The 24821-nt window shown below is 41.8% G+C and carries 23 protein-coding genes and 1 pseudogene; 9 read left to right on the top strand and 15 right to left on the bottom strand.

What is annotated here, in order from left to right; translation table 11 throughout:
* Position 1: 1 nt before the first annotated feature.
* Complete coding sequence (locus tag H4683_RS11130; RefSeq protein ID WP_225942039.1) at positions 2 to 1075, bottom strand: TRAP transporter substrate-binding protein; 1074 nt, start codon at positions 1073 to 1075, stop codon at positions 2 to 4.
* A gap of 280 nt (positions 1076 to 1355) precedes the next feature.
* Here H4683_RS11130 and H4683_RS11125 point away from each other — a divergent pair, with 280 nt between their 5' ends.
* From H4683_RS11125 to H4683_RS11115, 3 genes are all read left to right on the top strand, one after another.
* Positions 1356 to 2036, top strand: coding sequence for a GntR family transcriptional regulator (locus tag H4683_RS11125; RefSeq protein ID WP_338062455.1), 681 nt, complete (start codon positions 1356 to 1358; stop codon positions 2034 to 2036).
* A gap of 189 nt (positions 2037 to 2225) precedes the next feature.
* Positions 2226 to 2507, top strand: a complete 282-nt coding sequence (locus tag H4683_RS11120) for a hypothetical protein (RefSeq protein ID WP_192598911.1) — start codon at positions 2226 to 2228, stop codon at positions 2505 to 2507.
* Between the two features lie 15 nt (positions 2508 to 2522).
* Positions 2523 to 2774 carry a hypothetical protein gene (locus tag H4683_RS11115; RefSeq protein ID WP_192598910.1) on the top strand — a complete coding sequence of 84 codons (252 nt, stop codon included), beginning with the start codon at positions 2523 to 2525 and terminating at the stop codon, positions 2772 to 2774.
* A 134-nt stretch (positions 2775 to 2908) separates the two neighbouring features.
* Here the strand turns inward: H4683_RS11115 and cshA are convergent, their stop codons facing one another.
* The 6 genes from cshA to H4683_RS11085 all read right to left on the bottom strand — a co-directional run bounded on the left by cshA (position 2909) and on the right by H4683_RS11085 (position 8800).
* Positions 2909 to 4453 (bottom strand): degradosome RNA helicase CshA, encoded by a 1545-nt coding sequence (cshA, locus tag H4683_RS11110; protein ID WP_275403077.1) that lies wholly within the window; start codon positions 4451 to 4453, stop codon positions 2909 to 2911.
* A gap of 475 nt (positions 4454 to 4928) precedes the next feature.
* Entirely contained in the window at positions 4929 to 5624 is a 696-nt protein-coding gene (locus H4683_RS11105) for an alpha/beta hydrolase (RefSeq protein WP_192598909.1), read from the bottom strand.
* Entirely contained in the window at positions 5625 to 6992 is a 1368-nt protein-coding gene (locus H4683_RS11100; RefSeq protein WP_192598908.1) for a UDP-N-acetylmuramoyl-tripeptide--D-alanyl-D-alanine ligase, read from the bottom strand.
* Positions 6993 to 7003: 11 nt separating this feature from the next.
* Positions 7004 to 8071 (bottom strand): D-alanine--D-alanine ligase, encoded by a 1068-nt coding sequence (locus H4683_RS11095; protein WP_192598907.1) that lies wholly within the window; start codon positions 8069 to 8071, stop codon positions 7004 to 7006.
* Positions 8072 to 8153: 82 nt separating this feature from the next.
* A complete protein-coding gene (locus H4683_RS11090) occupies positions 8154 to 8468 on the bottom strand; it encodes a DMT family transporter (protein ID WP_192598906.1) in 315 nt (104 codons plus the stop codon).
* Positions 8468 to 8800 (bottom strand): SMR family transporter, encoded by a 333-nt coding sequence (locus tag H4683_RS11085; RefSeq protein WP_192598905.1) that lies wholly within the window; start codon positions 8798 to 8800, stop codon positions 8468 to 8470. Before H4683_RS11085 ends, H4683_RS11090 begins: the two co-directional genes overlap by 1 nt.
* A 179-nt stretch (positions 8801 to 8979) precedes the next feature.
* On the opposite strand from H4683_RS11085, the gene H4683_RS11080 reads away from it, so the two are divergent.
* The gene (locus H4683_RS11080; RefSeq protein ID WP_192598904.1) at positions 8980 to 10173 is read left to right on the top strand and encodes an FtsW/RodA/SpoVE family cell cycle protein; all 1194 of its coding nucleotides are present in this window, start codon (positions 8980 to 8982) and stop codon (positions 10171 to 10173) included.
* Positions 10174 to 10290: 117 nt separating this feature from the next.
* Positions 10291 to 11490: an FtsW/RodA/SpoVE family cell cycle protein gene (locus H4683_RS11075; RefSeq protein WP_192598903.1), complete on the top strand. Its 1200-nt coding sequence runs from the start codon at positions 10291 to 10293 to the stop codon at positions 11488 to 11490.
* A gap of 210 nt (positions 11491 to 11700) precedes the next feature.
* On the opposite strand, the gene H4683_RS11070 is transcribed toward H4683_RS11075, so the two are convergent.
* A complete protein-coding gene (locus H4683_RS11070) occupies positions 11701 to 11838 on the bottom strand; it encodes an Lmo0850 family protein (protein WP_192598902.1) in 138 nt (45 codons plus the stop codon).
* 473 nt (positions 11839 to 12311) lie between these two features.
* Here H4683_RS11070 and H4683_RS11065 point away from each other — a divergent pair.
* Together H4683_RS11065 and H4683_RS11060 are read left to right on the top strand one after the other, a co-directional pair.
* Positions 12312 to 12709: pseudogene (locus tag H4683_RS11065) on the top strand (HAD-IC family P-type ATPase); the annotation flags it as partial.
* A 122-nt stretch (positions 12710 to 12831) separates the two neighbouring features.
* Positions 12832 to 14007, top strand: a complete 1176-nt coding sequence (locus H4683_RS11060) for an MFS transporter (protein ID WP_192598901.1) — start codon at positions 12832 to 12834, stop codon at positions 14005 to 14007.
* Positions 14008 to 14057: 50 nt separating this feature from the next.
* On the opposite strand, the gene H4683_RS11055 is transcribed toward H4683_RS11060, so the two are convergent.
* The gene (locus tag H4683_RS11055; RefSeq protein WP_192598900.1) at positions 14058 to 15359 is read right to left on the bottom strand and encodes a S41 family peptidase; all 1302 of its coding nucleotides are present in this window, start codon (positions 15357 to 15359) and stop codon (positions 14058 to 14060) included.
* Between the two features lie 19 nt (positions 15360 to 15378).
* Entirely contained in the window at positions 15379 to 16674 is a 1296-nt protein-coding gene (locus tag H4683_RS11050) for an MFS transporter (RefSeq protein WP_192598899.1), read from the bottom strand.
* A 104-nt stretch (positions 16675 to 16778) separates the two neighbouring features.
* On the opposite strand from H4683_RS11050, the gene H4683_RS11045 reads away from it, so the two are divergent.
* The gene (locus H4683_RS11045; RefSeq protein ID WP_192598898.1) at positions 16779 to 18017 is read left to right on the top strand and encodes a helix-turn-helix domain-containing protein; all 1239 of its coding nucleotides are present in this window, start codon (positions 16779 to 16781) and stop codon (positions 18015 to 18017) included.
* A gap of 85 nt (positions 18018 to 18102) precedes the next feature.
* Here H4683_RS11045 and H4683_RS11040 read toward each other — a convergent pair whose 3' ends face one another.
* Positions 18103 to 19428, bottom strand: coding sequence for an L-cystine transporter (locus tag H4683_RS11040; RefSeq protein WP_192598946.1), 1326 nt, complete (start codon positions 19426 to 19428; stop codon positions 18103 to 18105).
* Between the two features lie 224 nt (positions 19429 to 19652).
* Here H4683_RS11040 and cls point away from each other — a divergent pair, with 224 nt between their 5' ends.
* The gene (gene cls / locus H4683_RS11035; RefSeq protein WP_192598897.1) at positions 19653 to 21104 is read left to right on the top strand and encodes a cardiolipin synthase; all 1452 of its coding nucleotides are present in this window, start codon (positions 19653 to 19655) and stop codon (positions 21102 to 21104) included.
* A 56-nt stretch (positions 21105 to 21160) separates the two neighbouring features.
* On the opposite strand, the gene H4683_RS11030 is transcribed toward cls, so the two are convergent.
* The 4 genes from H4683_RS11030 to H4683_RS11015 all read right to left on the bottom strand — a co-directional run bounded on the left by H4683_RS11030 (position 21161) and on the right by H4683_RS11015 (position 24676).
* Entirely contained in the window at positions 21161 to 22135 is a 975-nt protein-coding gene (locus H4683_RS11030) for a M15 family metallopeptidase (protein ID WP_192598945.1), read from the bottom strand.
* A 218-nt stretch (positions 22136 to 22353) separates the two neighbouring features.
* Entirely contained in the window at positions 22354 to 22602 is a 249-nt protein-coding gene (locus H4683_RS11025; RefSeq protein WP_192598896.1) for a hypothetical protein, read from the bottom strand.
* 352 nt (positions 22603 to 22954) lie between these two features.
* The gene (yidC, locus tag H4683_RS11020) at positions 22955 to 23821 is read right to left on the bottom strand and encodes a membrane protein insertase YidC (protein ID WP_192598895.1); all 867 of its coding nucleotides are present in this window, start codon (positions 23819 to 23821) and stop codon (positions 22955 to 22957) included.
* A gap of 57 nt (positions 23822 to 23878) precedes the next feature.
* Positions 23879 to 24676 (bottom strand): helix-turn-helix domain-containing protein, encoded by a 798-nt coding sequence (locus tag H4683_RS11015; RefSeq protein ID WP_338062454.1) that lies wholly within the window; start codon positions 24674 to 24676, stop codon positions 23879 to 23881.
* Between the last annotated feature and the right edge of the window lie 145 nt (positions 24677 to 24821).

The following is a 24821-nucleotide window of genomic DNA, read 5'->3' as shown; positions in this document are numbered from 1 at the left end:
TTTATTGTGAACCTAATTCTAATGCACGATCATAAATCTTTTGTCCTGGTAATCCTTTATCTTCTAATTTTTTAATCCACTTTTCAACTGTTGGGTCTATCAAAACTTTCCATTCGGCTAGTTCTTCATCTTTTAATTCATAGATTTCAATGCCTTTTTCCAGTGATTTCTCAATAGCACTCTGGCCTACTTTGTCAAAGTTTTTCCCTGCTTTCATTGCCATCTTTTCACCAATCAACTCATTTATTGCTTTTTGATTATCTTCACCAAGCGAATCCCAGCTATCTTCGTTCATAACGACATAAAAAGTCGTCATATAAAAGTTACCAACAGTAGCATAATCGACTACTTCGTATAAACTATAACCTTGCAATGCTTCCCATGGGGCAATTGTACCATCTACAACGCCACGTTCGAGGGCTTCATATGTTTCATTCATCGACATAGAGACTGGAGTAGCTCCAAGATTTGTTAGCCACTCATTCGTCTCAGCTGATGGGGAGCGAATTCTCATTCCTTTTAAATCCTCAATACTTTTCACTGGTTTTCCGACCGTAAAAATTTGTCCTGGATCAGACGTAAAGAACCAGAGAGGAACGGTACCTGCATATTCGTCTTTGAATTCCGGAAACTCCTTATACAATTGCCATAAAACTTTTGCGCCTTTTTCACCTTGATTACTCATGAACGGAAGCTCCATGACCGACGTCATCGGGAATTGGTTCGGATTATAACTATTTACACTCAATGCAATATCAACTGCACCTGTAGCAGCTGCATCAAATTGCGCATCCGGAGCAGCCAATGACGCTCCCGGGTACGAAGTAATTTTCACCTTTCCATCTGTTGCTTCTTCTACATCAGCAATAAATTCTTGTATAATAATCGTTTCTTGCTCATGATTAGGCGGGAAAAAGTGAGAGAAATCTAGTGAAACTTCGCTTCCAGGTTTTGAATCTGACCCTGGATTTGCATTATCTTTACCTCCACTACACGCCGCTAACATCATATTCACCAAAAGAATGATGATAAAAGGGAATGTAAATTTTCTCTTTTTACTTGATTGATGTGTCAAATTACTCACTCCTTATTTTTTATAAACCCCATCAAATAGCATTCCCTAAATGCTAGGCTAGAGCACCCTATTAATACTTGGTTGATTGTATTATTAGAATGGATATCTCGCAGTCGTTTAGAAGAATTTTAAAATGAGAGCGTTTACTTAAACATCATCATATATTATTTAATATATGTTATCAAGCATTTTTCGGAAGTATTTCTATAATCTGAATACTATTTAATTTCCTTTCATTCTATATGATTAGACTCCCTGCGTTTTCATTGGAATCTAATCATTGCAATCATATATAAACTCATATATTATAATTACTATGGAAAATAAAATAAATAAACGACAATATGCTTATAAAGTAATCCGTACAAGAATAGTAGACGGAACTTATGCCCCTGGCCAAAGGATTATTATCGATCAAATTGCAAAAGAGGTTGGCTCTAGCCATATTCCTGTTCGCGAAGCTATCCATCAATTAGAGTCCGACCAACTAATTGAATACAAACCAAACGTTGGAGCTATTGTTCGGGGTATTGATAACGAACTCTACATGGAAACTCTTCACGTTTTAGCATTATTAGAAGGTCATGCAACATCGCTTAGCGCTCCACACATTACACCAGTTGGAATAGAGAAATTAGAGGGTATTAATAAAGAGATGAAAGAGATGCTAGATAATTATGAATTGGATAGACTAGGAGAATTAAATAGGGAATTCCACTTCTTCATCTATTCTTTTTGTCCAAACAAATTTTTAATAAAAAATATCCAAGAAACGTGGGGCCGATTAGATATTGTTAGACAAGCAGGTTTCACATTCTTCCCAAACCGTACACCTCAATCTATCGAAGAACACGCCACTCTAATTAAACTTTTCAAAGAACATGCGGACGGCTTAAAAATCGAAGAATATGCGCGTGAACATAAACTAACTACACTTGAAGCATTTAAAAAGAGAAGTTAATGCCCTTCTTATTTAAATATAAGGGAGATAACTCAACATTAGTTCATTAAGAAAAACCGGGCAAAAAGCGCCCGTTTTTTTTGTCTACTGAAAAAGTTCATATTTGAATGAAAAATAGGTAAGCACCTACTATATGTGGTTTCTCTCCTTTTAAATTTATGCTATATATTGTGTTATGAGATTCACCAATTGGTCGCTTATGCAGGGGAATGGTCGCTTCGAGGATGGGATTGGTCGCTTATGCGGGGGATTGGTCGCTTCGAGGATGGGATTGGTCACTTATGCGAGGGATTGGTCGCTTTGGTAATGGAATTGGTCGCTTATGCGGAGGAATGGTCGCTTCGAGAATGGAATCAGTCGCTTATGCGAGGGATTGGTCGCTTTGGTGATGGAATTGGTCGCTTATGCGGAGGATTGGTCGCTTTGGTGATGGAATTGGTCGCTTATGCGGAGGTATGGTCGCTTTGGTGATGGAATTGGTCGCTTATGCGGAGGATTGGTCGCTTTGGTGATGGAATTGGTCGCTTATGCGAGGGATTGGTCGCTTTGGTAATGGAATTGGTCGCTTATGCGGAGGAATGGTCGCTTCGAGAATGGAATCAGTCGCTTATGCGGAGGATTGGTCGCTTTGGTGATGGAATTGGTCGCTTATGCGGAGGATTGGTCGCTTTGGTGATGGAATTGGTCGCTTATGCGGAGGTATGGTCGCTTCGAGGATGGAATCGGTCGCTTTGGTAATGGAATCGGTCGCTTATGCGGGGGATTGGTCGCTGTGGTGATGGAAGCATCCAAGCCATATTGTTTGTTATTTCTGCATAAAAAAACTCCGCAATGCGATCAAATCGCATTGCGGAACTTTTATAGTCAATCTATTACGAATCGGATTTAGGACCGCGTGAACGGCTGCCTCCGCCTTCTCTTCTAGCTCCGTCACGACTTCCGCCGCCACTACGACGTGAAGCACCGCCGCTACCGCTTCCGCCGCCACTTCCGTAGCCACGTCCACCACCGCCACCGCCGAATGAACGACCGCCGCTTGATTTACCTTTGTAACCACCACCACCACTACGTGACGAAGAAGAACCGCCTTTACGTGAAGGTAATGGACGCTCTTCCGAAATTGATACCGGCGTATCATTCGGTTCGCGTGTTAATGAACGAAGTGCTGCTGCTACGAGGTCTTTTGCATCGAATTTTTCAAGCAATTCATTTGCAAGATGTACGTAATCAGTCAATTCATTTTTGTTTACGATTTCTGCAAGTTGCTCAACAGCAAGACGTTGTTGACCGACAAGCGCTTCATCTGAAGATGGTGGATTTAGTTGAGTCATTCGCTTTTTAGTTGTTTCTTCAACAATGCGAAGGTAGCCCATTTCACGTGGTGTGACAAATGTGACTGCGATTCCGCTTTTCCCTGCACGACCTGTACGTCCGATACGGTGAACATAGCTTTCAGGATCTTGTGGGATGTCGAAGTTATAAACGTGTGTAACGCCTGAAATGTCAAGACCACGTGCTGCAACGTCTGTAGCAACAAGAATATCGACTTTTCCTTCTTTGAACTGTTTAAGAACTGACATACGTTTCGCTTGTGTTAAGTCACCGTGAATTCCTTCAGCGATGTATCCTCGAATGCTAAGTGCATGAGCAAGTTCATCTACACGGCGTTTTGTACGACCGAATACAATCGCAAGTTCAGGTTGTTGAACGTTCAAAATACGTGAAAGAACATCAAACTTTTCGCGTTCTTGTGCTTTTACGAAAAACTGCTCGATATTTTCAACAGTCATTTCTTTTGACTTGATTTTAACCATTTCAGGGTTTTTCATAAACGTTTCAGCGATTTTACGAATAGGTCCAGGCATTGTAGCCGAGAATAAAAGCGTCTGACGTTCAGCAGGTACGCTCGATAGAATTGTGTTGATATCTTCGATGAAGCCCATGTTCAACATTTCATCCGCTTCGTCAAGAACGAGCGTTTGAACGCCGTCAAGTTTCAACGTTTTACGTTTAATATGGTCAAGGATACGTCCAGGCGTTCCTACAACGATTTGTGGATTATTACGTAAAGCTCGGATTTGACGCCCGATTTCCTGGCCGCCATAAACAGAAAGAATACGTGCGCGTTTGTCTGCACCGATTCGGTAGATTTCTTCTGAAACCTGAATCGCCAACTCGCGTGTTGGTGCAATAACAAGTGCTTGTACAGCAGGGTTTCTAGTGTCGATTTTCTCAATCATTGGAATACCGAATGCCGCCGTTTTACCTGTACCTGTTTGTGCTTGGCCGATAATGTCGCGACCTTCCATTCCAAATCTAACCGTACCTTCTTGGATTGGTGTTGCTTCTTCAAATCCCATTTTGCTTAGAGCACGTTGTGTTGATTCACTGATATTTAACTCTGAAAAATTTGTCAAACTTCTCAATCTCCTTTGTTTTCTTCATTTGACAATTGGTTACATTTGCAAATGAAAGCGCGGCAAATTCGAGCCTGTAAGGGGAACGTTTCCGATATTTTTCATTCTCTGTATAGTAGAGGTTATGGTTGAAAAGGAAAGCCCGGTCTTTGCCGAGCGGTTTGGTCTACAGACATAAGTCCATTTTTAGCTGATCAAACCGTTTTATTCAAAAAAAAGTACTCTCCATTGACTGAAGAGCCCCATGAAATGTATCCAATGCTGACTACAGTGTAACACGCGTTAAAGTCCACTGCAATCAATCCGCTTAAGTAGTAATAATCAGTTTACTGTAGGAAAAGCGGAAGCTCCATCTCAGATGAAACAGGCATTTTATGGAACATCTACATGGTGTCCTTTGCAGCATAGTTGGGCTGACAAGGAGGGATGAAGTTCAATCCCTCCCATATGGACCCAAATGTCTAGGCGCTGGAGTCTAGTCATCACCTTGCATGAATTTGAGCACTTCATTGAACCAATTGTCACAGTCATCGCTGTAACATATATGATGCTTCCCAAAGTCGGATTTTATGAATTTTTTTTTATTGGAACCGAGAATTTTATAAAGATATTCACCAGAAGAAAATGGAACGATGCCGTCTTTCCTACCTTGAACGATGCAAACCGGCGTTTTAATAAGTCCGTAATAGGGCTTGACCGTTTTCACGATGCGTGAAAATTCGTATGTAGCACGTAGTGGCGTATGGGTTAATTTGTAATCATACAAATGATAAAATGTATTTGGTGAATAATTCTTCGTTATCGATTCAGTTAGCATGATTCCGATATCCTTCAACAAGTTGCGTGGACTTATGTATTTGGCTGCTGCACTTAGCAGCACAAGTTTATCAATTCGGTAGCGCAGTGATAGATACATTGCAATCAAACCACCCATTGAAAAGCCTACGATGATAACGCGATCGACTTCCTTTTGAAGTCTTTTTAACGCAATTTCCGCCTCCATTAGCCACGATGCTGCCGATGCATTCGCAAGATCCGATTTCACACCATGTCCCGATAAAGTTGGTACAGACATATGCCAATCCGTTTTCCCCCTTAGGAACTTCACAAACGGTCTTACCTCATATGGACCGCCTGTGAACCCATGAAGGAACAACACACCTGTCTTCATTTACCGTCTACCTTCGAGTACATTTTCCAGTGCCATTCCCCGAGATCCTTTTAAAAGAATGAGCGAATCTTCCCCGGTAAACTTGCTGATTTCATCAATGAGAGGAGCATAATCTTTTTCCGACCAGCGAATTCGTGTTTCAAGATTTTGCCTTTGCAGTTCATCGTACAGCCATTTCATACGCGGTCCATAGAGAAGAATTCCTCTAAGTTCCATCTGTACGATTTGTTCAGCGAGTACTTCATGACAGAGACGTTCCTCTTCTCCCAGTTCGAGCATGTCGCCTAATACAATCCACTTGTCATTCCGCAAATTCGTTTTTTCCATAAATTGAAGCGCCGCTCGCATTGATGTCGGTGCAGCATTGTAGGCGTCATTGATGAAGAGCGCACCATTTTCCCCAACAATTGGTTGCATGCGCATCGCTGTTAAGGATGCCGTCAGTAGTGCAGCACGGATATCGACAACAGTGACCGCCACTTCATTTGCTAGGAGTATAGCCACAAGCGTATTTTTCACTTGATGAGCCCCGTAAATAGGAATCGTAAATTCGGCATCCACTAAACCTGTAACCGTGAAGCGACTGCCTTCATCTCCCGAATCAATATTCTTGAGTGACAATGCCGCATCTTTTCCATAACCGAATGGGATGGTTTCTACATCTGGATGTTGCCCCACAAGTTTTTGTAAAAGCGGTTCATCCGCATCATAAAATAGTTTTCCATCTTGTTGCAGTCCATCAATTATTTCGAATTTCGCTTTAGCGATTCCCGCCCGCGAACCGAGATCCTGCATATGGGCTTCACCGATATTCGTTATGACGGCATAATGTGGTTTTGCCAGTTTCGATAAAAACGAGATTTCACTGAAACCACTCATACCCATTTCCAAAATCGCAATTTCCGTCTCTTCCTCAAGCGATAGAATCGTCAGCGGTAATCCGAGTTCATTGTTGAAGTTTCCTTCCGTTTTCCGGACATTAAAATAGGGAGCTAACACACTTGCGACGAGATCTTTCGTGGATGTTTTACCGTTTGAACCTGTAATGCCAATCACCTTACAAGTGAGCATATCCCTGTAGACGCGCGCCATTTCTTGGAGTGCTACTTCGCAATCCTCAACAAAAATCAGTGGGAGATGTGATGGTGGATTTGGTTCGTCCTTAATCCATAATGCTGCCGCGGCACCTTGCTTAATCGCATGTTCCACATAATTATGTCCGTTCACTTGCTCCCCACGGAATGGGATGAACAAGTCACCTTCAGCTACTGTCCGCGAGTCGATTGAAACACCACTTACAACGACCTCATCCAAGTTTTGTCCTTCTGCCAGTAGCCATCCGGCAATTTCCGTCAACTGTCGTTTCACTTCAAATCATCTCAATCCATTGTATATTGTAATTGTTGCTTCTCTGCATGCCGTTCCAATGCAAGTTCAATTAGTTTTTCAATCAATTCTGGATAGGTTACGCCTGTTTTTTGCCATAGCAGCGGAAACATGCTTGTCGGCGTGAATCCCGGCATTGTATTCACTTCGTTAATGAGGACTTCATTTTCCGCCGTGACGAAGAAATCTGCACGGACAAGACCTGAACAATCAAGTACTTTATATGCGCGTAACGCCGTGTCTTTCATCATTTCCGCTACTTCTGCTGTCATTACCGCCGGGATCACCAGTTCTGTGTTACCGTCTTGATATTTTGCTTCATAATCGTAAAACGCGGCGACCGGTTTTATTTCCCCAGACACGGAACATTCCGGTTTGTCATTGCCCATGACACCCATTTCGATTTCGCGAGCAACGGCACCTTGCTCAACAATGATTTTACGGTCAAATTTCAATGCCAATTCCACTGCCGCAATCAAACTCGCTCGATCCGTCGCTTTGCTGATACCGACACTAGATCCCAAGTTCGCAGGCTTCACAAACATTGGCCAAGTGAGTTCTTGTTCCATTTGCTCAACCAATTGTTCTTTCTCTTTCGCCCACCCACTGCGGATAAAGTGTACATAGGGTACTTGCTGCAAGCCCGCCTGAGCGAATAATTGTTTCATGACGACCTTATCCATCCCGGCAGATGATGCAAGTACGCCGTTTCCAACGTAGGGTATGTTCATCACTTCGAACAACCCTTGGACTGTGCCATCTTCCCCATTTGTTCCATGAAGAAGCGGGAAAATGACGTCTAGTGCGCCTCCACCGTTCAAAAAATCATGGATGCTGTCAGATTTACTGCTACCATCGCCTGCGATACGCAATTCATCAATCGTTTCGACCGAAGTTTTAAGGGGTTCACCCTTCCGCCATTCACCTTCATATGTGATGTAAACGGGTATCACTTCATATTTTCCGAAATCCACCGCCTGTGTCACTGCACGTGCTGTCGACAACGAAACTTCATGTTCCGCCGACTTGCCACCATAAATTAACCCTAACCTTTTCCGCATAGTTTCCCCTCGCCATCCATAAATTTTCGATACTTAAGTTTACCATGAATAGATCCCGTTCATGAATGAAATATGGAATTTATCAGCTAAAAACTTTAAGTCCAGCAACACCTGCGATAATGAATGACAAAAATAGGAACTTCAGTGCACTCCGCTTTTCATGGAAGAAAAACATGCCAACCAGAATACTTCCCGCCGCTCCTATACCCGTCCAGACGGCGTATCCAGTTCCAACAGGCAGTTCCCGTAGTGCCACCGATAACAGATAGAAACTGAGTGCTGCCGAAATAATCGTGAACGTTGTGTATTTTTTATTACGAAAGCCGTCAGAGAGTTTCAACGTAATGACGAATGCTACTTCAAAGAAAGCCGCAATGATGAGAATAACCCAAGCCATTAGTCAGTCTCCTCCTGTCCATCCACAAGCTTGAGTCCAACGATACCGACCAACAACAGGCCGAGAAAAAATAATTTCCCGACTCCTGCCTCTTCATTGAATAAAAGAATACCAACAATGGCCGTCCCGGCAGCTCCAATTCCAGTGAAAATGGCATAAGCCGTGCCAATCGCTATCTCTTTCATCGCTTTTGCGAATAGAAAAAAGCTGACGATAATAAATAGTATCGAGACGATAGACGGGAGCAAGATTGTGAAGCCATGTGCTTCCTTCAGCCCAATTGCCCAGATAATTTCTGTGAATCCCGCGATAAGTAAGTAGATCCAAGCCACAATGATTGTTCCTTTCTTCGATATATTTTCAACTCTATTTTTGCTACAAGTCTAGCACGTCTACTTTTGTCGGGGCAACTTTACAATCGGCAACACGTCATCTAGTAGACATGCATCCAAGTCGGCTATACGGTATACTAAAAGTATGATAGATTTTATAACATCAAAGGTGGATATTAATGAAAATACCGAACAGGTCATCAGATCGTTTCGATTGGACGTTGGCCTTTATTATATTGCTTTTTTGCATCATCAGTCTATTTGCGATTGCTTCTGCACAAACATCAGGACAATACGGCATCAACTATGTACCCCTTCAATTTAGATGGTATATCCTTGGCGCCATTATCATTGCAATGGCAATGGTTTTAGAACCAGAACAATACAAGAAACTAGCTTGGCCCCTGTACGGATTCGGAGTCTTGCTGTTATTTTTCCTGATGATTGCCCCAGGTGGTGATGGACAAATCGCTGAAGTCCGACTTGGTGCAAAAAGATGGCTTCATCTCCCTATTATCGGAACCATTCAACCTTCCGAATTCATTAAAACGTTTTTCATCCTAGGATTGGCCCGAATGGTGAGCAAGCATCATGAGAAGAACGTTGAGAAAAAAAATACGCTAAAGACCAATTTTTTTTTACTCGGTAAGATAATGCTCGTATTGATTGTTCCGCTTGCATTCATTATTAGGCAACCGGATTTGGGAACATCCCTTGTATTTATTGCGATTACGGCCGCCGTTATTATCGTTGCGGGCATCTCATGGAAAATCCTTTTGCCTTTATTCGCCTGTGGAGCTGCTGCGGGCGCTGGTTTGTTGTGGATGGCTCTTTATGCACAGGATTTTATGGAGGAAACACTTGGATTTGACAGGTATATGTTTAAGCGAGTCTATTCTTGGTTAGATCCGTATTCCTACCCTTCCGATGAGGGCTTTAACCTGATTAGGGCAATAACAGCTGTTGGTTCGGGTGAGTTGACCGGGAAAGGGTTTCAAGGCCGTGAAGTGTATATTCCTGAGAACCATACGGACTTCATCTTCAGTGTCATCGCGGAGGAGTATGGTTTTATCGGGGCGAGTATTGTACTTACATTATTTTTTATCCTCATTTTTCATTTAACGAAAGTAGCGCTTGAATTAAAAGATTCGTTTAGCGTGTATGTCTGCACAGGCATCATTGCGATGATTGCATTTCACGTCTTTGAAAACGTTGGGATGACGATTCAACTGCTGCCAATTACAGGAATTCCTCTTCCGTTCATTAGTTATGGTGGGAGTTCTTTGTTCAGTAATATGTTCGCCATCGGGCTCGTGTTCAGCATGAAATTCCATCACCGGACGTATCTGTTTGACGCAGATTCAGATGATTAGTGTTCCCATAAGTGATTAAACAAGGATGAAACTTATTTTTGTGTAAACACGTCTATATTTCGTTATGATAGTAGTACTAAAAAAATCCATTCCTCATTGGAATAAAGGTGAAGATAGATGATATCGAAAAACAAACCTATAGAACGTTTCGACTGGACGCTGGCATTCATAATCTTACTACTCGCCCTTATTAGCCTGATAGCAATCTCATCAGCACAGACGACAGGGCAATACAAGGTTGACTCCCTCCCAAAAAACTTTATCCCGTCACAAATTCAATGGTACGTCGTGGGCATGATCATTATCGTGATTACGATGTATCTGGAGCCAGAACAGTATAAAAAAGCTGCCTGGATTATTTACGGCGGAGGAGTGTTTCTTCTGGCCCTCTTGGAATTTCTTCCTGGCTCGATGGCGCTCGTTGAAGAAAGAAACCACGCAAAAAGTTGGTTCCATCTTCCCGGCGTTGGGAGTATCCAACCTGCCGAATTCATGAAGACCTTTTTCATCATCGGCATGGCTCGCGTGATTACGCAACATCAAGAAAAATTCACCGAAAAAACATTGAAAACAGATTTTATCCTACTTGGTAAAATGGCTGTCGTTCTACTGGTTCCTTTGATTTTTGTCCTATTACAACCGGATTTAGGAACGGCACTCGTATTTATCGCGATTACAGCAGCCCTCGTCATTGTCGCCGGTATTACATGGCGCATCATTCTGCCTGTCTTCGTGTCAATAGCAACAATCGGGTCCACACTTCTGTTGTTAGCTCTTTATGCGAAGGAATTCTTAATTAATACGCTCGGTTTCTCATCCTATCAAGCTGCTCGGATTTACTCTTGGCTTGACCCCTACTCCTATGCTTCAGATGAAGGAAACCATCTCATTACGTCTCTCAACGCAATCGGTTCCGGAGAAATTTTCGGCAAAGGTTACAAAGGACGTGAGGTGTATGTTGCTGAAAGTCACACCGATTTCATTTTCACGACGATTGGGGAAGATTGGGGTTTTCTCGGAACAAGCATCGTCATTTGTATGTACTTCTTTCTTATCTACCATTTAACTAGAATAACGCTTGAATTGAAAGATCCGTTTAGCACGTATATATGTGCCGGCATCATCGCGATGATTACGTTTCACGTCTTCGAGAATATCGGGATGACGATTCAGTTGCTACCGATTACGGGTATTCCACTGCCGTTCATCAGTTATGGCGGGAGTTCGCTTATGGGGAATATGTTAGCGATTGGGCTGGTGTTCAGTATGAAGTTCCATCATCGGACGTATATATTTAGTTCCAATGAAGAGGATTGATAGAAAAAAATACGCGCGCACCCTAATGGGCTGCGCGCATATTTTGCTACCGCTCGAACGGTTCGATTCTCTTTTCGGACAGTTTCCTGGCCATTCGCGATACCTCAGCATATCAAAAGAACGCCCGGGGAAACAAATCTGTGTCCCAGGCGTTCTTTTGGTATGCAACTACAACAATCGGACGTGACAGACCGCTTGCGTATTTCACTTTTATGACTGTATTTGCGGGTCTTGTGCAGGCGGCGCAAGGGCTTTCAGCATGTCTAGACGGGATTTCGTCAGCGTAGCCGAAACACCCAACTTCGCCAAGTTGGAGATGATCTTTTTTAAATCAACTTCTTTTGCCATCTTTCCCACCTCGACCTTTCTGTACTATATTGACGTAATTACTCAGGTAAAGTTTCTTCATTCGCATGAAACTAGACCATTCTGCTGTTACATTCATCATATCACTCCTGTCTCCTTTTAAATTTTTCAATTATGTTACAAGTTTAGGTTTTTTGTAAACGTTTCATACATCGAATTGAAAATAAGCATACGGTTTGACATACCCTTAACAGGTATATTGCGATAGATGTAGTAAAAATTCTGCTTGACGGTCATTTGAAGGCAAGTACTGTGGAAGTTAATTTTGACGACGGAACAGTCGATGTAAAAAAATTACGAGTACGATTGAAGACCAAGGTTATGACGTCGTACAATAACAAGCTGCGGATTTACGCAGTTCTTTTTCCAATGAAATATACCCCAGTAGAGTAAGTTAGGAGGTTTTATTCAAATGAGTGAAAGTAAAAAGGTTATTGCAATTTCAGGTATGACTTGTGCTGCCTGTGCGCAAGGCAGCAGTTGTCGCTTTGTTACAGGCTGAAGGTAAGCGGGTCGCCATGGTTGGGATGGCATAAATGACGCACCTGCACTCGCGGTCGCTGATATTGGAATGGCGATGGGTACAGGGACGGCCGTTGCGATGGAGGCGGCGGATGTTACGTTGATGCACGGCGATTTGTTACGCGTGGCGGATACGATTAAGATGAGCCGATTAACGGTCCGGAATATAAAGCAAAACTTGTTCTGGGCATTGGCGTATAACTCGGTTGGTATTCCGATTGCGGCGGCAGGACTTCTTGCACCGTGGGTTGCCGGTGCGGCGATGGCGTTTAGTTCGGTGTCGGTTGTGTTGAATGCGTTGCGTTTGCAAAGGGTTAAATTGAGAGATTGAGTTCGGGGTTGCACCGCGGGAGTGTTCCGCGGTGTTTTTTTGTGAATGTACATATCTTTTGTACCTTTGGGGTATGAAGAGTAAAATAAGAATATTGATACACACAGAAAGCAGGTTTAATCATGAAAAAAGCGATTCTTCTTCTTATGTCCGTGCAATTTTTCGTTTATCTTGGGTTCGGTATTATCATTCCTATTCTTCCAGAAGTTATCTTGCAGCAAGGTCTTTCCGAAGTACATGTTGGCGGATTATTAACTATCTATGCGCTCGCTTCATTTTTCACTGCGCCACTATGGGGTTCATTGTCGGACAGGACAGGAAGAAAAAAACTGATTTTGATTGGGCTTGTCGGCTTCAGCCTTAGCTTCTTCCTGTTCGCATTGTTCATAGATAATTTGCCGCTACTTTATGCGTCACGTATTGTTGGAGGGATTTTCTCAGGAGCGCTGTATACAGCTGTAACTGGATTTGTTGCAGATATGACGGATGATGAAAACCGCAACAAGTATATGGGACTTCTCGGTATGTCCATCGGTCTCGGCTTCATCTTTGGTCCAGCGATTGGCGGCGTACTTGGTAATGTCAGTCTTCAATTACCATTCATTGCGTCTGGTACTTTAACAGTACTCCTTATGATTTATGCAGGAATTATTTTGAAAGAACCGGAACGACGTGGTGAGGCGAATAAACGTGCACTCCTTCCAAAAGGTGGAGCTATGCTTTGGCAATATCGCATTCGCTATCTATTTCTATTCTCGTTCATGGTGACGTTCCTTCTTGCCGGGCTTGAATCAACGTTCCAGCTATTTCAAATCTCAAAAATTGAGATCACACCACTTCAGCTTGGTTACTTGTTTATGGCTAGTGGTTTTGTCGATGCGGCGATTCAAGGCGGTGTCGTCCGCCGTGTGAAAAACGGAACGGAAACGAAATGGATTATTGGTGCGCAGATTGTTACAGCACTCGGACTTTTCCTTATTCCGTTCACATCGAACCTCTTCTGGGCTGGCTTTGCACTGAGTGTCTTCACCGCTGGGAACGCACTTTCCCGTACAGTACTCGTTTCATTAACAACAAAAGAGTCTGGCGGGAAATACGGAACGGCCGCTGGGATGACGTATTCCATGGACAATATGGGGCGCATCATTGGTCCACTGTTATTCACATGGATTTTCACGCAACAAGCCGGCAACATGTACTATATTTCCGCCATTCTTGCAGTCCTTTCTGTCGGGCTAATCTTTGCATTTAGGAAGTCCGCTAAATCGTTGCGGGATTTGGAAACTGCTTCAGAATAAAAACAAACCGCTGGAGGCGCATTGCTCCCAGCGGTTTATCCTTGAGATTATTAATCTTGATTTGCGAATTCGGATACTAAAATAGAAGTAGATGACAAAACTCCTAGCGCACACTTCATATCAACATCCACATTCAAATGTTCTGGCGTCCACGGGATATAAAGATGAGGTTCAATTCCAATCCCTGTCATCCCCCGTCCTGTATCAAGCCGTGATAGGCGGGATGTAGGGTACATGAACTCAAATCCTTCGTCCCATTTTTGGGTCGCTAAGTTCGCATAATCATTCAGCCCCATTGTAGCTCGGCCAATGACTTTTACTTTGTTTGATTTTTTAACGGTTTCCACAAAGGAATCACCGGAACTACCACACATAAAATCTGCAAGCACAACAATCGATTCTGGATTACTCCTCCCTTTTATAAAGGTGTCCGGCATAATGTCGCTGAAATCAAATTCTACAAACCCTCTTCCTTTATTCTCTATCCATTCACGTTGAAAGATTTTCAAAAAAAGTTGGGCCTGTTCATCTTCCGTATTTCCAAGCTGATTTTCGAGCTCCTCAAGTATTCGATTCGCGCTTGCAACAGTGCAATTAATAAACATTTTTTCATCTTTGTCTGCTAGTTCAGCACCCTCTTCAGGCATCAAGTATGGAAGTAGAGGATAATAACTCGAATCACTTCCCCCATAATTGACACGCACATCAATAACCCACTTCTCCGTCGAATCAAGAGTTGCTTGGTTTTCAGTTATCATTTTTGCAATGGCATCTGGATCTGCAAAGTCTGTCATTGTAATAAGAATTGCATCCCCTGTCAGTTGCTGAACGGAGTATGTGGGCTTGTAAGGTTTCTTCTCATAGTAAGCGAGAGAAATTGCCTGCCGGATTCCTTCGCTATTCTCCACTTCTCCCTCATCATAAAGTGACAAGATTGGAGTCCAATTTTCACGTTCGGCATGATTTTCATTGAATAAACGATGATGTCGTTCCCTCAATTCAGGGATGCTGCGCCCACCTAATGATACGAAGCACATACCAGGCTCCAGTTGGCTTTCCGAATCTACATGCGTAACATAGAGTCGGTCTTCAAAACAACGTACCCTGAAGCCTCGGACTTCCAGCTTTTCTTTTTGTAAACCCGCTACATTAAAGTGGATATGAAGGTCATTGAAATCAAGCAAGTAATCCTCAACAATATCCTTAAACACTTCCTTCGAAAGCAGGTCCTCATCCTGTAGTTCCCTTATCTTCTGAAGGAAGTATTTTGGATTATCACGCCCTTTTTTATCTTTCCAACCTGCGTAATCATTATTCATAATATGGACGATTTCTTCGAATATTTTCTCCAATACTACACCGCCTGTTTTATCATTCTGAAACTATTTCTGCCTTCACTGCTTCCGCCCCAAGTTCCGGATGCGCTTTTATCACGACGGACGGCCTTGCCAACACAAGAACAACTCCGATAAGCAGTAGGCTGGAAACAATGAGAATCCACTCCGCCGGGAATATATCATAAAGAAATCCGTAGATAACCACTCCAAGTGGCGTGAGCGCCATCGCCATTGTTTCCAGAATTGAAAACACGCGTCCTTTGTAATCATCGTCGATCATTTTTTGCATCATCACTTGCAGTGGCGTATTGACGATGATCACCGTCAAGCCGAAACCGAACATGAGCGTTGCATAGTAAGCGAACATCCCATAGTAAGACATGTGAATGATTAACGGCAACGCAATTCCTCCCATAATTAGAGCCATTCCAATGACTCCACGTTTCGCAACTAGTAGTGGGAATTTCACTTCTTTTCTCATCGATAAATAAATCGACATAAGCAGCATCCCAACTGCGGATGCTCCTTCGATGAAACCGAAATGCTCAGATGCCATTTTCATTTTTTCGATAAGAATAAATGAATGACCCACCATGAACGCACCAAATAGGAAGTTGATAAATAGAGATATCCAAATGATTGCCATGATAGTAGGTTGCAATTTCAAATAAGCAAGCCCCGCTTTCATACTTTGGAGCATCGATTCCTTCGGTTCCCCAGCTATCGCTTCTTTACGTTTCGCAAATAACTTGAAATTCATCGTTGATTCAAGAAATACGCCAATAATCGAAGCAGTCATATACATTATGAGAAATGTAGGCATTGAGACTGTTCCGTACAACAAACCAGCTACCGCCGGACTCCCGATTGCCGCAAATGAAATGGACATTTGATTTAGAGACATCGCTTTTTGAATTCGTCCTTCATCTACAAGCCCCGTAACGGATGAGCTGAATGTTACGCCCGAAAAAGTTGATGTAATTGATATTACGACGGTTGTTACGTAAATTGCAATAAGAGATAATCCTGAAGTTAAACTAACAATTAGAAGCCCTCCAATTGCAAGGGTTGTAGCAATTTGTGCTGTTATAACAATTGTCTTCCTTGAATAATTGTCAGCCGCATAACCTGCAAAAGGCGCCATGATTGTCCGTGGTAATATGCTACATATAAGGTTAGTTGCAAAACTAGTAGCAGATCCCGTCAGTTGTAAAATATAAAAACTGACGGCAAATGCATACACTTGCGCGCCGAATGAGGAAATAAGCTTGCTGATTGTGAACGTCCATAAGTGATATGTTGCTTTTTTAAGCTTCAAAACCTCTTCCATAAAAACACTCCATTCAAAATGTTTAATTTTATTAAACAAACAATAACACGCTACCCCTTCCATTACAAGTAAAAGTTTAATATAATTAAACTATATTCAGAATTATGGAGGTGTGCCACATCGAAACGTTAGGTGAGCGAATACGAAAATTACGAAAACAACAGCAACTCACATTAAAATCCTTAGCTGGTAATGAGCTAACGAAAGGCATGCTGAGCCTTATAGAAAATAATAAAGCGAATCCTTCAATGGAAAGCTTGAACTATATAGCGGAACGGCTCGGAGTGGAAGTGTCGGAGTTGCTAGAAGAAGTAAGTACACTGGAATTAAGAGAAGTGCTGGAGAAGGCGGAAAAACTGTATAATACAGATTTTGACTTGTTGACGGATGAATATGAACAACTCATTACCTTAATCGAACCTTATGCCCAGAAATTGACGCAAGGGTACGAATCTGCACGCCTACTGGAAATGTATAGCCGCTGTCTTCATTATGAAAAAAAGGAAGGATGGCAGGTGTTTTCTGATCGGGCTGCGACTATCTATGAGCAGATGAAGATTATACAGAGGCGTGCCAGTATCGGCGGATTTCGGGCGATGGTCAAATTTACAGAACATAACTATGACGAGTCACTGGCAATCCTTCTCCGAGAACGTTCTGAAATCGAAGCAAATAATGCCTATATCGACCCAATGACACGACTTGACTTTGACTACACAGAAGCAGTTCTCCACTTCGCAGTAGGTGATTCCGAATCCGCTATCCGGATCATGAAGAGCGGTATCGAGTTTTCGAAGGAGAAACAGGTGTTTTATCGTATAGATTACTTATATAGACTTGCAGTTGCGCATGCGATTATGAAGCAAGATGATATCGAATATGCCTATTATATAAAGAAAATAACGCAATATGGAGACTTTGCAGACGACAAAGACGCGCTCTTTTTCGCAAAATTCGCAGAGGTCCATTATTTAAATTCATTCAAAAAATCCTTTAAAGAAGCTCATTTATTATTAAATTTGCTCTTGGAAGAAGGTGATTATTCCAAGGAGTATGAATCATTTCTCAATCTAGAAAAAGGGATATCTCTCTTCGGGTTAAAAGACTTTGAACATGCACTCGTATTCCTTGAAAAAGTTACAATTGCTGATTACATCCATCATCCCTTCGACTTATCCAGATTTTACGTAAAGGATGCATACCAAGCACTTTGCCAAGAGGAGCTTGGCAACTCAGTTGAAGCGATACGTCTCATTGACATTGCGGTAGAAAATATATCAACAATGCCACACACCTCATACAAAGACTTCATCATGGTCACACATGAATTAATTACAAAATAATAAATACCGCAGAAGACGATGTGACGTCTCCTGCGGTATTTTTCATCTTATGTTTGCTCTTGCTCCATTATGACTGCTCGACGACTTATACTTCAACAGTCTGCTTTTCAAGCGGTTCGTTGTACATGTCTTTATCCAGTTCGCCTGTTATTCGTGCAGTCGTAACGCCGGCTGTCATAGATCCACTGACGTTCAATGCTGTACGGCCCATGTCGATGAGCGGTTCTACCGAAATCAGAAGTCCTGCTAATACAACCGGTAAGTTAAGTGCCGATAGAACAAGGATGGCAGCGAATGTCGCTCCTCCACCTACTCCGGCAACTCCGAACGAGCTGATTGCCACGATAGCAATCAATGTAATAAGAAATGTTGGTTCAAGTGGATTCTGACCTACTGATGGTGCAATCATCACTGCAAGCATCGCGGGGTAGATTCCAGCACAACCGTTTTGACCGATTGATAAGCCGAATGATCCTGCAAAGTTAGCAATACCATCTGGCACACCTAGACGATTTGTCTGGGTATCGATGTTAAGCGGAAGTGCTCCTGCACTCGACCGCGAAGAGAAAGCAAATAGCAAGACTTCCCCCGCTTTTTTTACGTAAGTGATTGGATTTAATCCGGACAACATAATAATAACCAAATGAATCCCGAACATGACAATAATTGCAACATATGAGGCGAGCACAAACTTACCTAGACTATAGATGGCCGCAAAGTCAGATGTTGCTACAGTGGTGGCGATAATTGCCAAAATTCCGTAGGGAGTCAAGCGTAAAACAATCTTAACAACGCCCATAATCAAGGAATAAATTGCATCTATTCCATTCTTCACTGTAGCTGCATTTTTTTCATCTTTTCTCGAAAGTGTCAAATACGCAAATCCAAGAAATGCAGCAAAGATGACAACACCAATTGTTGATGTTGGACGTGCACCAGTGAAATCCAGGAACGGATTTGCGGGTAACAAGTCAATTAACTGATCCGGCAACGTGCGGTCCGCAATCCCTGCCGAACGTTCTTCAATCGAAGCGCCACGTGCAAGTTCAGCTTCCCCTTGGACGATTTCTGATGCATCAAGACCAAAGAGAAGTGTAGCAGAAATCCCGATAACTGCAGCGATTGCAGTTGTTCCGATAAGGAGCCCTAATATCAATCCCGCCATTTTACCAAAGTTCTTGCCAATTGTTATTTTCGTGAATGCCCCAAGTATTGAAATGAAAACGAGTGGCACAACAATCATTTGAAGTAATTTTACATAACCTGTTCCAATCAAGTTAAACCACGGCATAGACTCCTTCAAAACTGCTGAATCCGTACCGTATGCAAAGTGTAAAATAAGACCGTATGCAATCCCGAGCCCCAACCCGGTAAATACACGCTTTGAAAACGAAACATTTTTTCGATGCATACCATATAGTACACTAACAAGAAGTAGAAGACCGGCAATATTTAATAAGAGTAGAATATTATCCACTTTTTGTCCCTCCAATTTTCATTACAATATAAAAACACTCTATACCAACAATGTATATCAGTCAAGTAGGTTTTAATGGAAACAATCATTTCATTATCTCCTTTTCTCTTGGTAATCCTGTATACTATATAGAAACATTCTATTTTAGGAGGGCGAGTATGATTCAATTAATCAGTATTGCTGTTACCGCCATTTTAATTTTGAATATTATCCTTGCGATTGCCCTTATCTTCCTTGAACGACGGGATCCCACATCGACGTGGGCATGGCTTCTCGTCCTGTTTTTCATTCCTTTTTTCGGTTTTTTCATCTATCTTCTACTAGGTCGGCAACTTAGGGAAAAACATCTTTTCCGCTGGGAAGGCCGCAGTAAAATCGGAATTGAGCAACTCATCGACTACCAAATCGGAGCCATTGAGGATGGTACGCTTGAATTCATACATGAAGATACAACTCATTATAAAGATATGATCTACTTACATCTTAGAAACAATCACGCCGTCTTAACACAAGATAATGATGTCAAAGTTTTCAATGATGGAAAAGAAAAATTTGATGCTCTGATTCATGATCTCGAGCATGCAAAAGATCATATTCATTTCCAATATTATATTTTACGGCTTGATAATCTTGGAAATAGAATATTAAATGTGTTAATTCATAAGGCAAAACAAGGAGTCAAAGTGCGAGTGTTATTTGACGACATCGGCTCCCGTGGTCTATATAGGAAACACTTTCAAAAACTGTTGGATCATGGAGGAGAAGTGGCAGCTTTCTTCCCGGCTTCTTTATCGCTTATCAACCCTCGTCTGAATTACCGTAACCATCGAAAAGTCGTCGTCGTCGATGGAAGAATCGGCTACGTGGGTGGTTTCAATGTGGGTGATGAATATCTCGGCCTCGACAAGAAATTTGGCTACTGGCGTGATACCCATCTACGTATCGAGGGAAGTGCGCTACATCCGCTTCAGACAAGGTTCATACTTGACTGGAACCAAGCGTCTGTACATCATGAAATCGAATACGCCGAACGTTATTTCCCGGCTATCCCGCGTAAAGGGACGGTTGGTATGCAAATTGTTTCAAGCGGTCCCGACTCAGAGTGGGAACAGATTAAAGACGGTTATTTAAAAATGATTTTCCTTGCAAAAAAGTATATATATATCCAAACACCTTACTTCATCCCGGACGTTAGTTTTCTCGATGCACTGCGCATCGCATGTCTTTCAGGAGTCGATGTGAGGATTATGATTCCAAATAAACCGGACCATATGTTTGTTTATTGGGCAACTTATTCAAACATTGGTAAATTATTAAAAGCAGGTGCCAAAGTGTTTATCTATGAAAATGGATTCCTACACACGAAACAGATTGTCGTTGACGATGAATTGTCAACTGTCGGTACAGCTAACATTGATGTACGTAGTTTCAAGCTGAATTTCGAAGTCAATGCATTCATTTACGATCGTGAAAAATCTCATGAGCTGGCTGAGTTATTCGAGCAGGATATGCAATTATCGACTGAATTGACATATGATATGTATTTGAATCGTTCGGGCATTATTAAATTAAAAGAATCTGTCTCACGATTACTTTCTCCTATATTATGAATCGAAAAAGGGATGCGCCGATTATACGGTGCATCCCTTTTCCAATTCCAGTTTGACTACATTTCTAGATACTCTTCAAGAGTGATATTACGCTCGTAAACCTCTTTGGCTATCGCTTCCTCTACATAACGAAAATGCCATGACTCATGCATATAACCGGTGATATGTTCTTTTCCCTTTGGGTAGCGCAGGATGAAACCGAAACGATGAGCATTGGCTCCCACCCATTTCCCGGCTTCCGTACTTCCGAATGACGATGAAGCCCAGTGCTTCTCAAAATTCACTTCACCTATGTCAAATGCAAGCCCAGTTTGGTGTTCCGAATAACCCGGTCTGGCGCTATAAGTGTCTGCCGCTTCCTTCCCATCTTTTGCCGCATATTTATCATAAAGTGTCACTTGGTAATCATACGAACGATACCAGCTGAATGCAGTTATATTAAAGCCTGAAAGCTTTGCTTCTGCCGCCATCTTGTCGAATGAAGCACGTGCCTCTTTGTTTTCCCCAGGGGCAAAATTGGATGGCAATGGATTTTTTTTATTGGCAATCAAAACCCCCTTGACATAAGTCGGTTCTGAAGGTAGTTTTTGTCCCTCAATATATCCTCCAGCGTCAATCTTTACGTTTGTGCTAGAACCTTTTCCAGGTTTTCCAGCTAAATCGGAAGGTTTGATAGATTTCTTAACTGGTTCCTGCTTCGAAGTTTCCCCTTGTTCTTTTCTGGTATCATCGATTTTAATTGTATCCTCATCATCCGGTTCTTTATTTGGCACATTGGAGTCTTCTTCGGATTTTGGAAGTTCAGTCGGTTCGACCGCTTTTTCAGGTACTTCGGTCCCCTCATCTATAGATTTTGAGATGCCAAGAACTTCTTGAGCCTTTTCATAACTTTTGCTTATATTCCAATCATTCATGCCAATCCAGATTACGAATCCTGTCATGACGATACTTGAAAAAAGTAGCGTAATCGTTAAGACTTTGCTCTTCCCTTTTTTATTTTTTTGATAATTATATTTACTACTCCGTTTCATCAACAACTAGCCCTCTTTCCCGATTTGTATGTATTTATCCAGTTTACCATCATTTCTAATTCTAGTCTCATATGTTATCATTAATACTTCATAATTATTATAGGGATTACGGAACTGTTCCGGTAATCTTTATTGTACTCTTAACACGCAAAAAATATGTATACTAACCACGTCAAAGGACGCACCAAAAGGAATTCAGGTTCCTGGGCGCGTCCTTTTTAAATCAAAAAATTAATAATGAGTAGAACGATGAATGCGATTCCGAAAAAGATGGACATCCATAGCATCCACTTTGACTCGCGTTCCATTCCCTGACTGCGAAATGAAATTGCGCGCGCTCCATTCGTCAATGAAAATAATGCCATCATGGAAAGCACTGCGTAATTCAAATCCAGCTGGATGATAAAATAAGTGGACGCAATTGCGGAAGCTACAATCCCTATTCCGAACAACCATTTCTTCTGCATGTTAAAAACCTCCATAATCAAATATGCCTCGGCGTATTTGCGCCAGGAGGCTTTAACTTTATTCAGCATGGGTTTGAACTCCCACTGAATTATCTACACATTTAGCATTCATCCCACCACTCATTGAAAAGTGAGAGACTTCTGCTGTATGATATTAAAACACAAGCGGCTGTTTAGATGCAATAGGCATATATGGTAAAGCAAGTTAGTCTAAGTTTGCGACGTCATGTCGCAACAAAGAGGGGTAAAGTTCAATCCGTCCCAACTGCATGACCTACATTCCTGCCAGCCTGAGCATCTGGTCGCTAAAGTTTAGCTAGATAAAAAGACCGGAGATTTCTCTCCAGCCCCATCATTTCTCTTCTTTTGCTTTTGACTCTTCTTTTGCTTTTGACTCTTCTATCACTTCTAATTCTTCTTTCTCTTCTAGTTTCTCTTTCGAAACCACTTCCACTGCCGATTCAGGATTCTTGAAATAAAACTTTCTTCCCAAATACGTTTGGAAGATTAGAAGTAGACCACCAACTGCCCAGTATAGAGGTAGTGCCGCCATCGCCTTGAACGAGATGAACATGATCATTACAGGAGACAAATAAATGAACGCCTTCATCTGCTTTTTTTGCTGTTCAGGCATTGTCCAGAGTGACACACGAGCCTGGACAAAATATACTGCACCCGCAAGAACCATCATAATCATATCCGGCTCTCCAAGTGTAAACCAAAGAAACCCATGCGATTTCACTTCAGTAGGGGCGTAGAGAATAGCGAAGTACAGACCCATGATGATTGGCATTTGAATGATAAGCGGCAGACAACCCATGTTGAGTGGATTAACTCCGTGCTTCGAATAAAGACCCATCATTTCTTGCTGAAGCTTCATCTGCTCCTCTTTGTTCTCTTTTTCCTTCGCTTCCTTTAGACGTTTCTGAATATCCTCCATCTCAGGCCGGAGTCCATCCATTTTGACTTTCATCGTTTGTTGCGACTTATAGTTTTTCAACATAAGCGGCATAAGGACCAGCCGAATCAATATTGTGATGAGGATGATTGCGAAACCATAACTGCCACTGAATAGGTCAGCAAAGTAATTCAGCAACCATTCCATCGGTTTAACAAAAAGACTATAAAACGTACCTTCCTTGTTCTGAACACCAGCACAGCCACTTAAAAAAATAGCCGTAATCATCAACATCGATACTAAACCAATTCTCTTTTTCATTAGACTCACCTTCACTAATTCAAACTACTAAAAAGTATACCTCAAACCATTGCCTTATTACAACGATTGGCTGTTTTTTTCATCCGGAAGTGAAAAACGAAAATACTCTCCATTCATTCCACTTCGAAATCTTCTGGGTGTTTGTCCTGTATATTTCTTAAATATGCGAGTGAAATAGCTTTGATTACAAAAATTAAACTGATCAGCTATTGCAGAGATCCTCTTATCAGAAAAACGTAGATAAAATTGGGCTTCCTCCACTTTACGAATATTTATATATTCTACAAGAGTAGTGCCTGTATGCTCCCTGAAAATACGAGACAGGTGACTCGTGCTGACATTGAACTTCTTGGCGATTTCCTCAACAGTCGCCGAAGACTCCACATCTTCATCAATATAGAGAACCACTTTGTTTACTGTGTTATGTCTAAGTGCTGGCTGTTTCTTGTTCTCAAGCACTTGCATGTAAAATTCGATTAGTTCATCCGCAAACTCCATAGTATTTTGATTGTTCAACTTCACTTTTATAAACATGAAACAAGCCATATTGAATCCATAAGCCTTTTGCGCACCAAAGTGGTTTTTCTCTAAATGCCTCGCAATTATCGAGGATAAGGAAATCAAATAACATTCAACGGCATCCATTTTTTGGCTTTCGGTATACATCCCCACGTAATCCATATTTAATTTTAATTCTCGCTGTGCATCTTCTTTTTCCAATCGATATAAATGATTCAACAATTTCTCTTCCATAGTAAAAAACTTCTCAATTTCCAGGGGATTTCTGGACCGCTCAATTTCACTAATTAGCATTTTTGTAGATGATATTTGTTTACCTTCTTCAGCCAACTTCACCTTCTCACCTCTTACCATTCTACTATTCCACAATTAATAAACGATATGTTGGTTTTATATCATTCTGTGTTTATCCAATTATACCAATTCTTAATTCATTTCCATAAAAAAACGCTCCCATTTGGGAAGCGTTTTTTTATTACCC

The organism is Sporosarcina limicola (assembly GCF_014873855.1).
Lineage (GTDB): Bacteria > Bacillota > Bacilli > Bacillales_A > Planococcaceae > Sporosarcina > Sporosarcina limicola.
This window is presented reverse-complemented; position numbering and strand designations above follow the sequence as displayed.

What these genes read in the sequence shown, in the direction of transcription:
- H4683_RS11115 (WP_192598910.1), top strand. Translation starts at nt 2,523, where the DNA reads ATGCGGAGGATTGGTCGCTTTGGTGATGGAATTGGTCGCTTATGCGAG.
- H4683_RS11105 (WP_192598909.1), bottom strand. Translation starts at nt 5,624, where the DNA reads ATGAAGACAGGTGTGTTGTTCCTTCATGGGTTCACAGGCGGTCCATAT.
- H4683_RS11095 (WP_192598907.1), bottom strand. Translation starts at nt 8,071, where the DNA reads ATGCGGAAAAGGTTAGGGTTAATTTATGGTGGCAAGTCGGCGGAACAT.
- H4683_RS11090 (WP_192598906.1), bottom strand. Translation starts at nt 8,468, where the DNA reads ATGGCTTGGGTTATTCTCATCATTGCGGCTTTCTTTGAAGTAGCATTC.
- H4683_RS11080 (WP_192598904.1), top strand. Translation starts at nt 8,980, where the DNA reads ATGAAAATACCGAACAGGTCATCAGATCGTTTCGATTGGACGTTGGCC.
- H4683_RS11075 (WP_192598903.1), top strand. Translation starts at nt 10,291, where the DNA reads ATGATATCGAAAAACAAACCTATAGAACGTTTCGACTGGACGCTGGCA.
- H4683_RS11070 (WP_192598902.1), bottom strand. Translation starts at nt 11,838, where the DNA reads ATGGCAAAAGAAGTTGATTTAAAAAAGATCATCTCCAACTTGGCGAAG.
- H4683_RS11060 (WP_192598901.1), top strand. Translation starts at nt 12,832, where the DNA reads ATGAAAAAAGCGATTCTTCTTCTTATGTCCGTGCAATTTTTCGTTTAT.
- H4683_RS11050 (WP_192598899.1), bottom strand. Translation starts at nt 16,674, where the DNA reads ATGGAAGAGGTTTTGAAGCTTAAAAAAGCAACATATCACTTATGGACG.
- H4683_RS11045 (WP_192598898.1), top strand. Translation starts at nt 16,779, where the DNA reads ATGGAGGTGTGCCACATCGAAACGTTAGGTGAGCGAATACGAAAATTA.
- H4683_RS11040 (WP_192598946.1), bottom strand. Translation starts at nt 19,428, where the DNA reads ATGCATCGAAAAAATGTTTCGTTTTCAAAGCGTGTATTTACCGGGTTG.
- cls (WP_192598897.1), top strand. Translation starts at nt 19,653, where the DNA reads ATGATTCAATTAATCAGTATTGCTGTTACCGCCATTTTAATTTTGAAT.
- H4683_RS11030 (WP_192598945.1), bottom strand. Translation starts at nt 22,135, where the DNA reads ATGAAACGGAGTAGTAAATATAATTATCAAAAAAATAAAAAAGGGAAG.
- H4683_RS11025 (WP_192598896.1), bottom strand. Translation starts at nt 22,602, where the DNA reads ATGCAGAAGAAATGGTTGTTCGGAATAGGGATTGTAGCTTCCGCAATT.
- yidC (WP_192598895.1), bottom strand. Translation starts at nt 23,821, where the DNA reads ATGAAAAAGAGAATTGGTTTAGTATCGATGTTGATGATTACGGCTATT.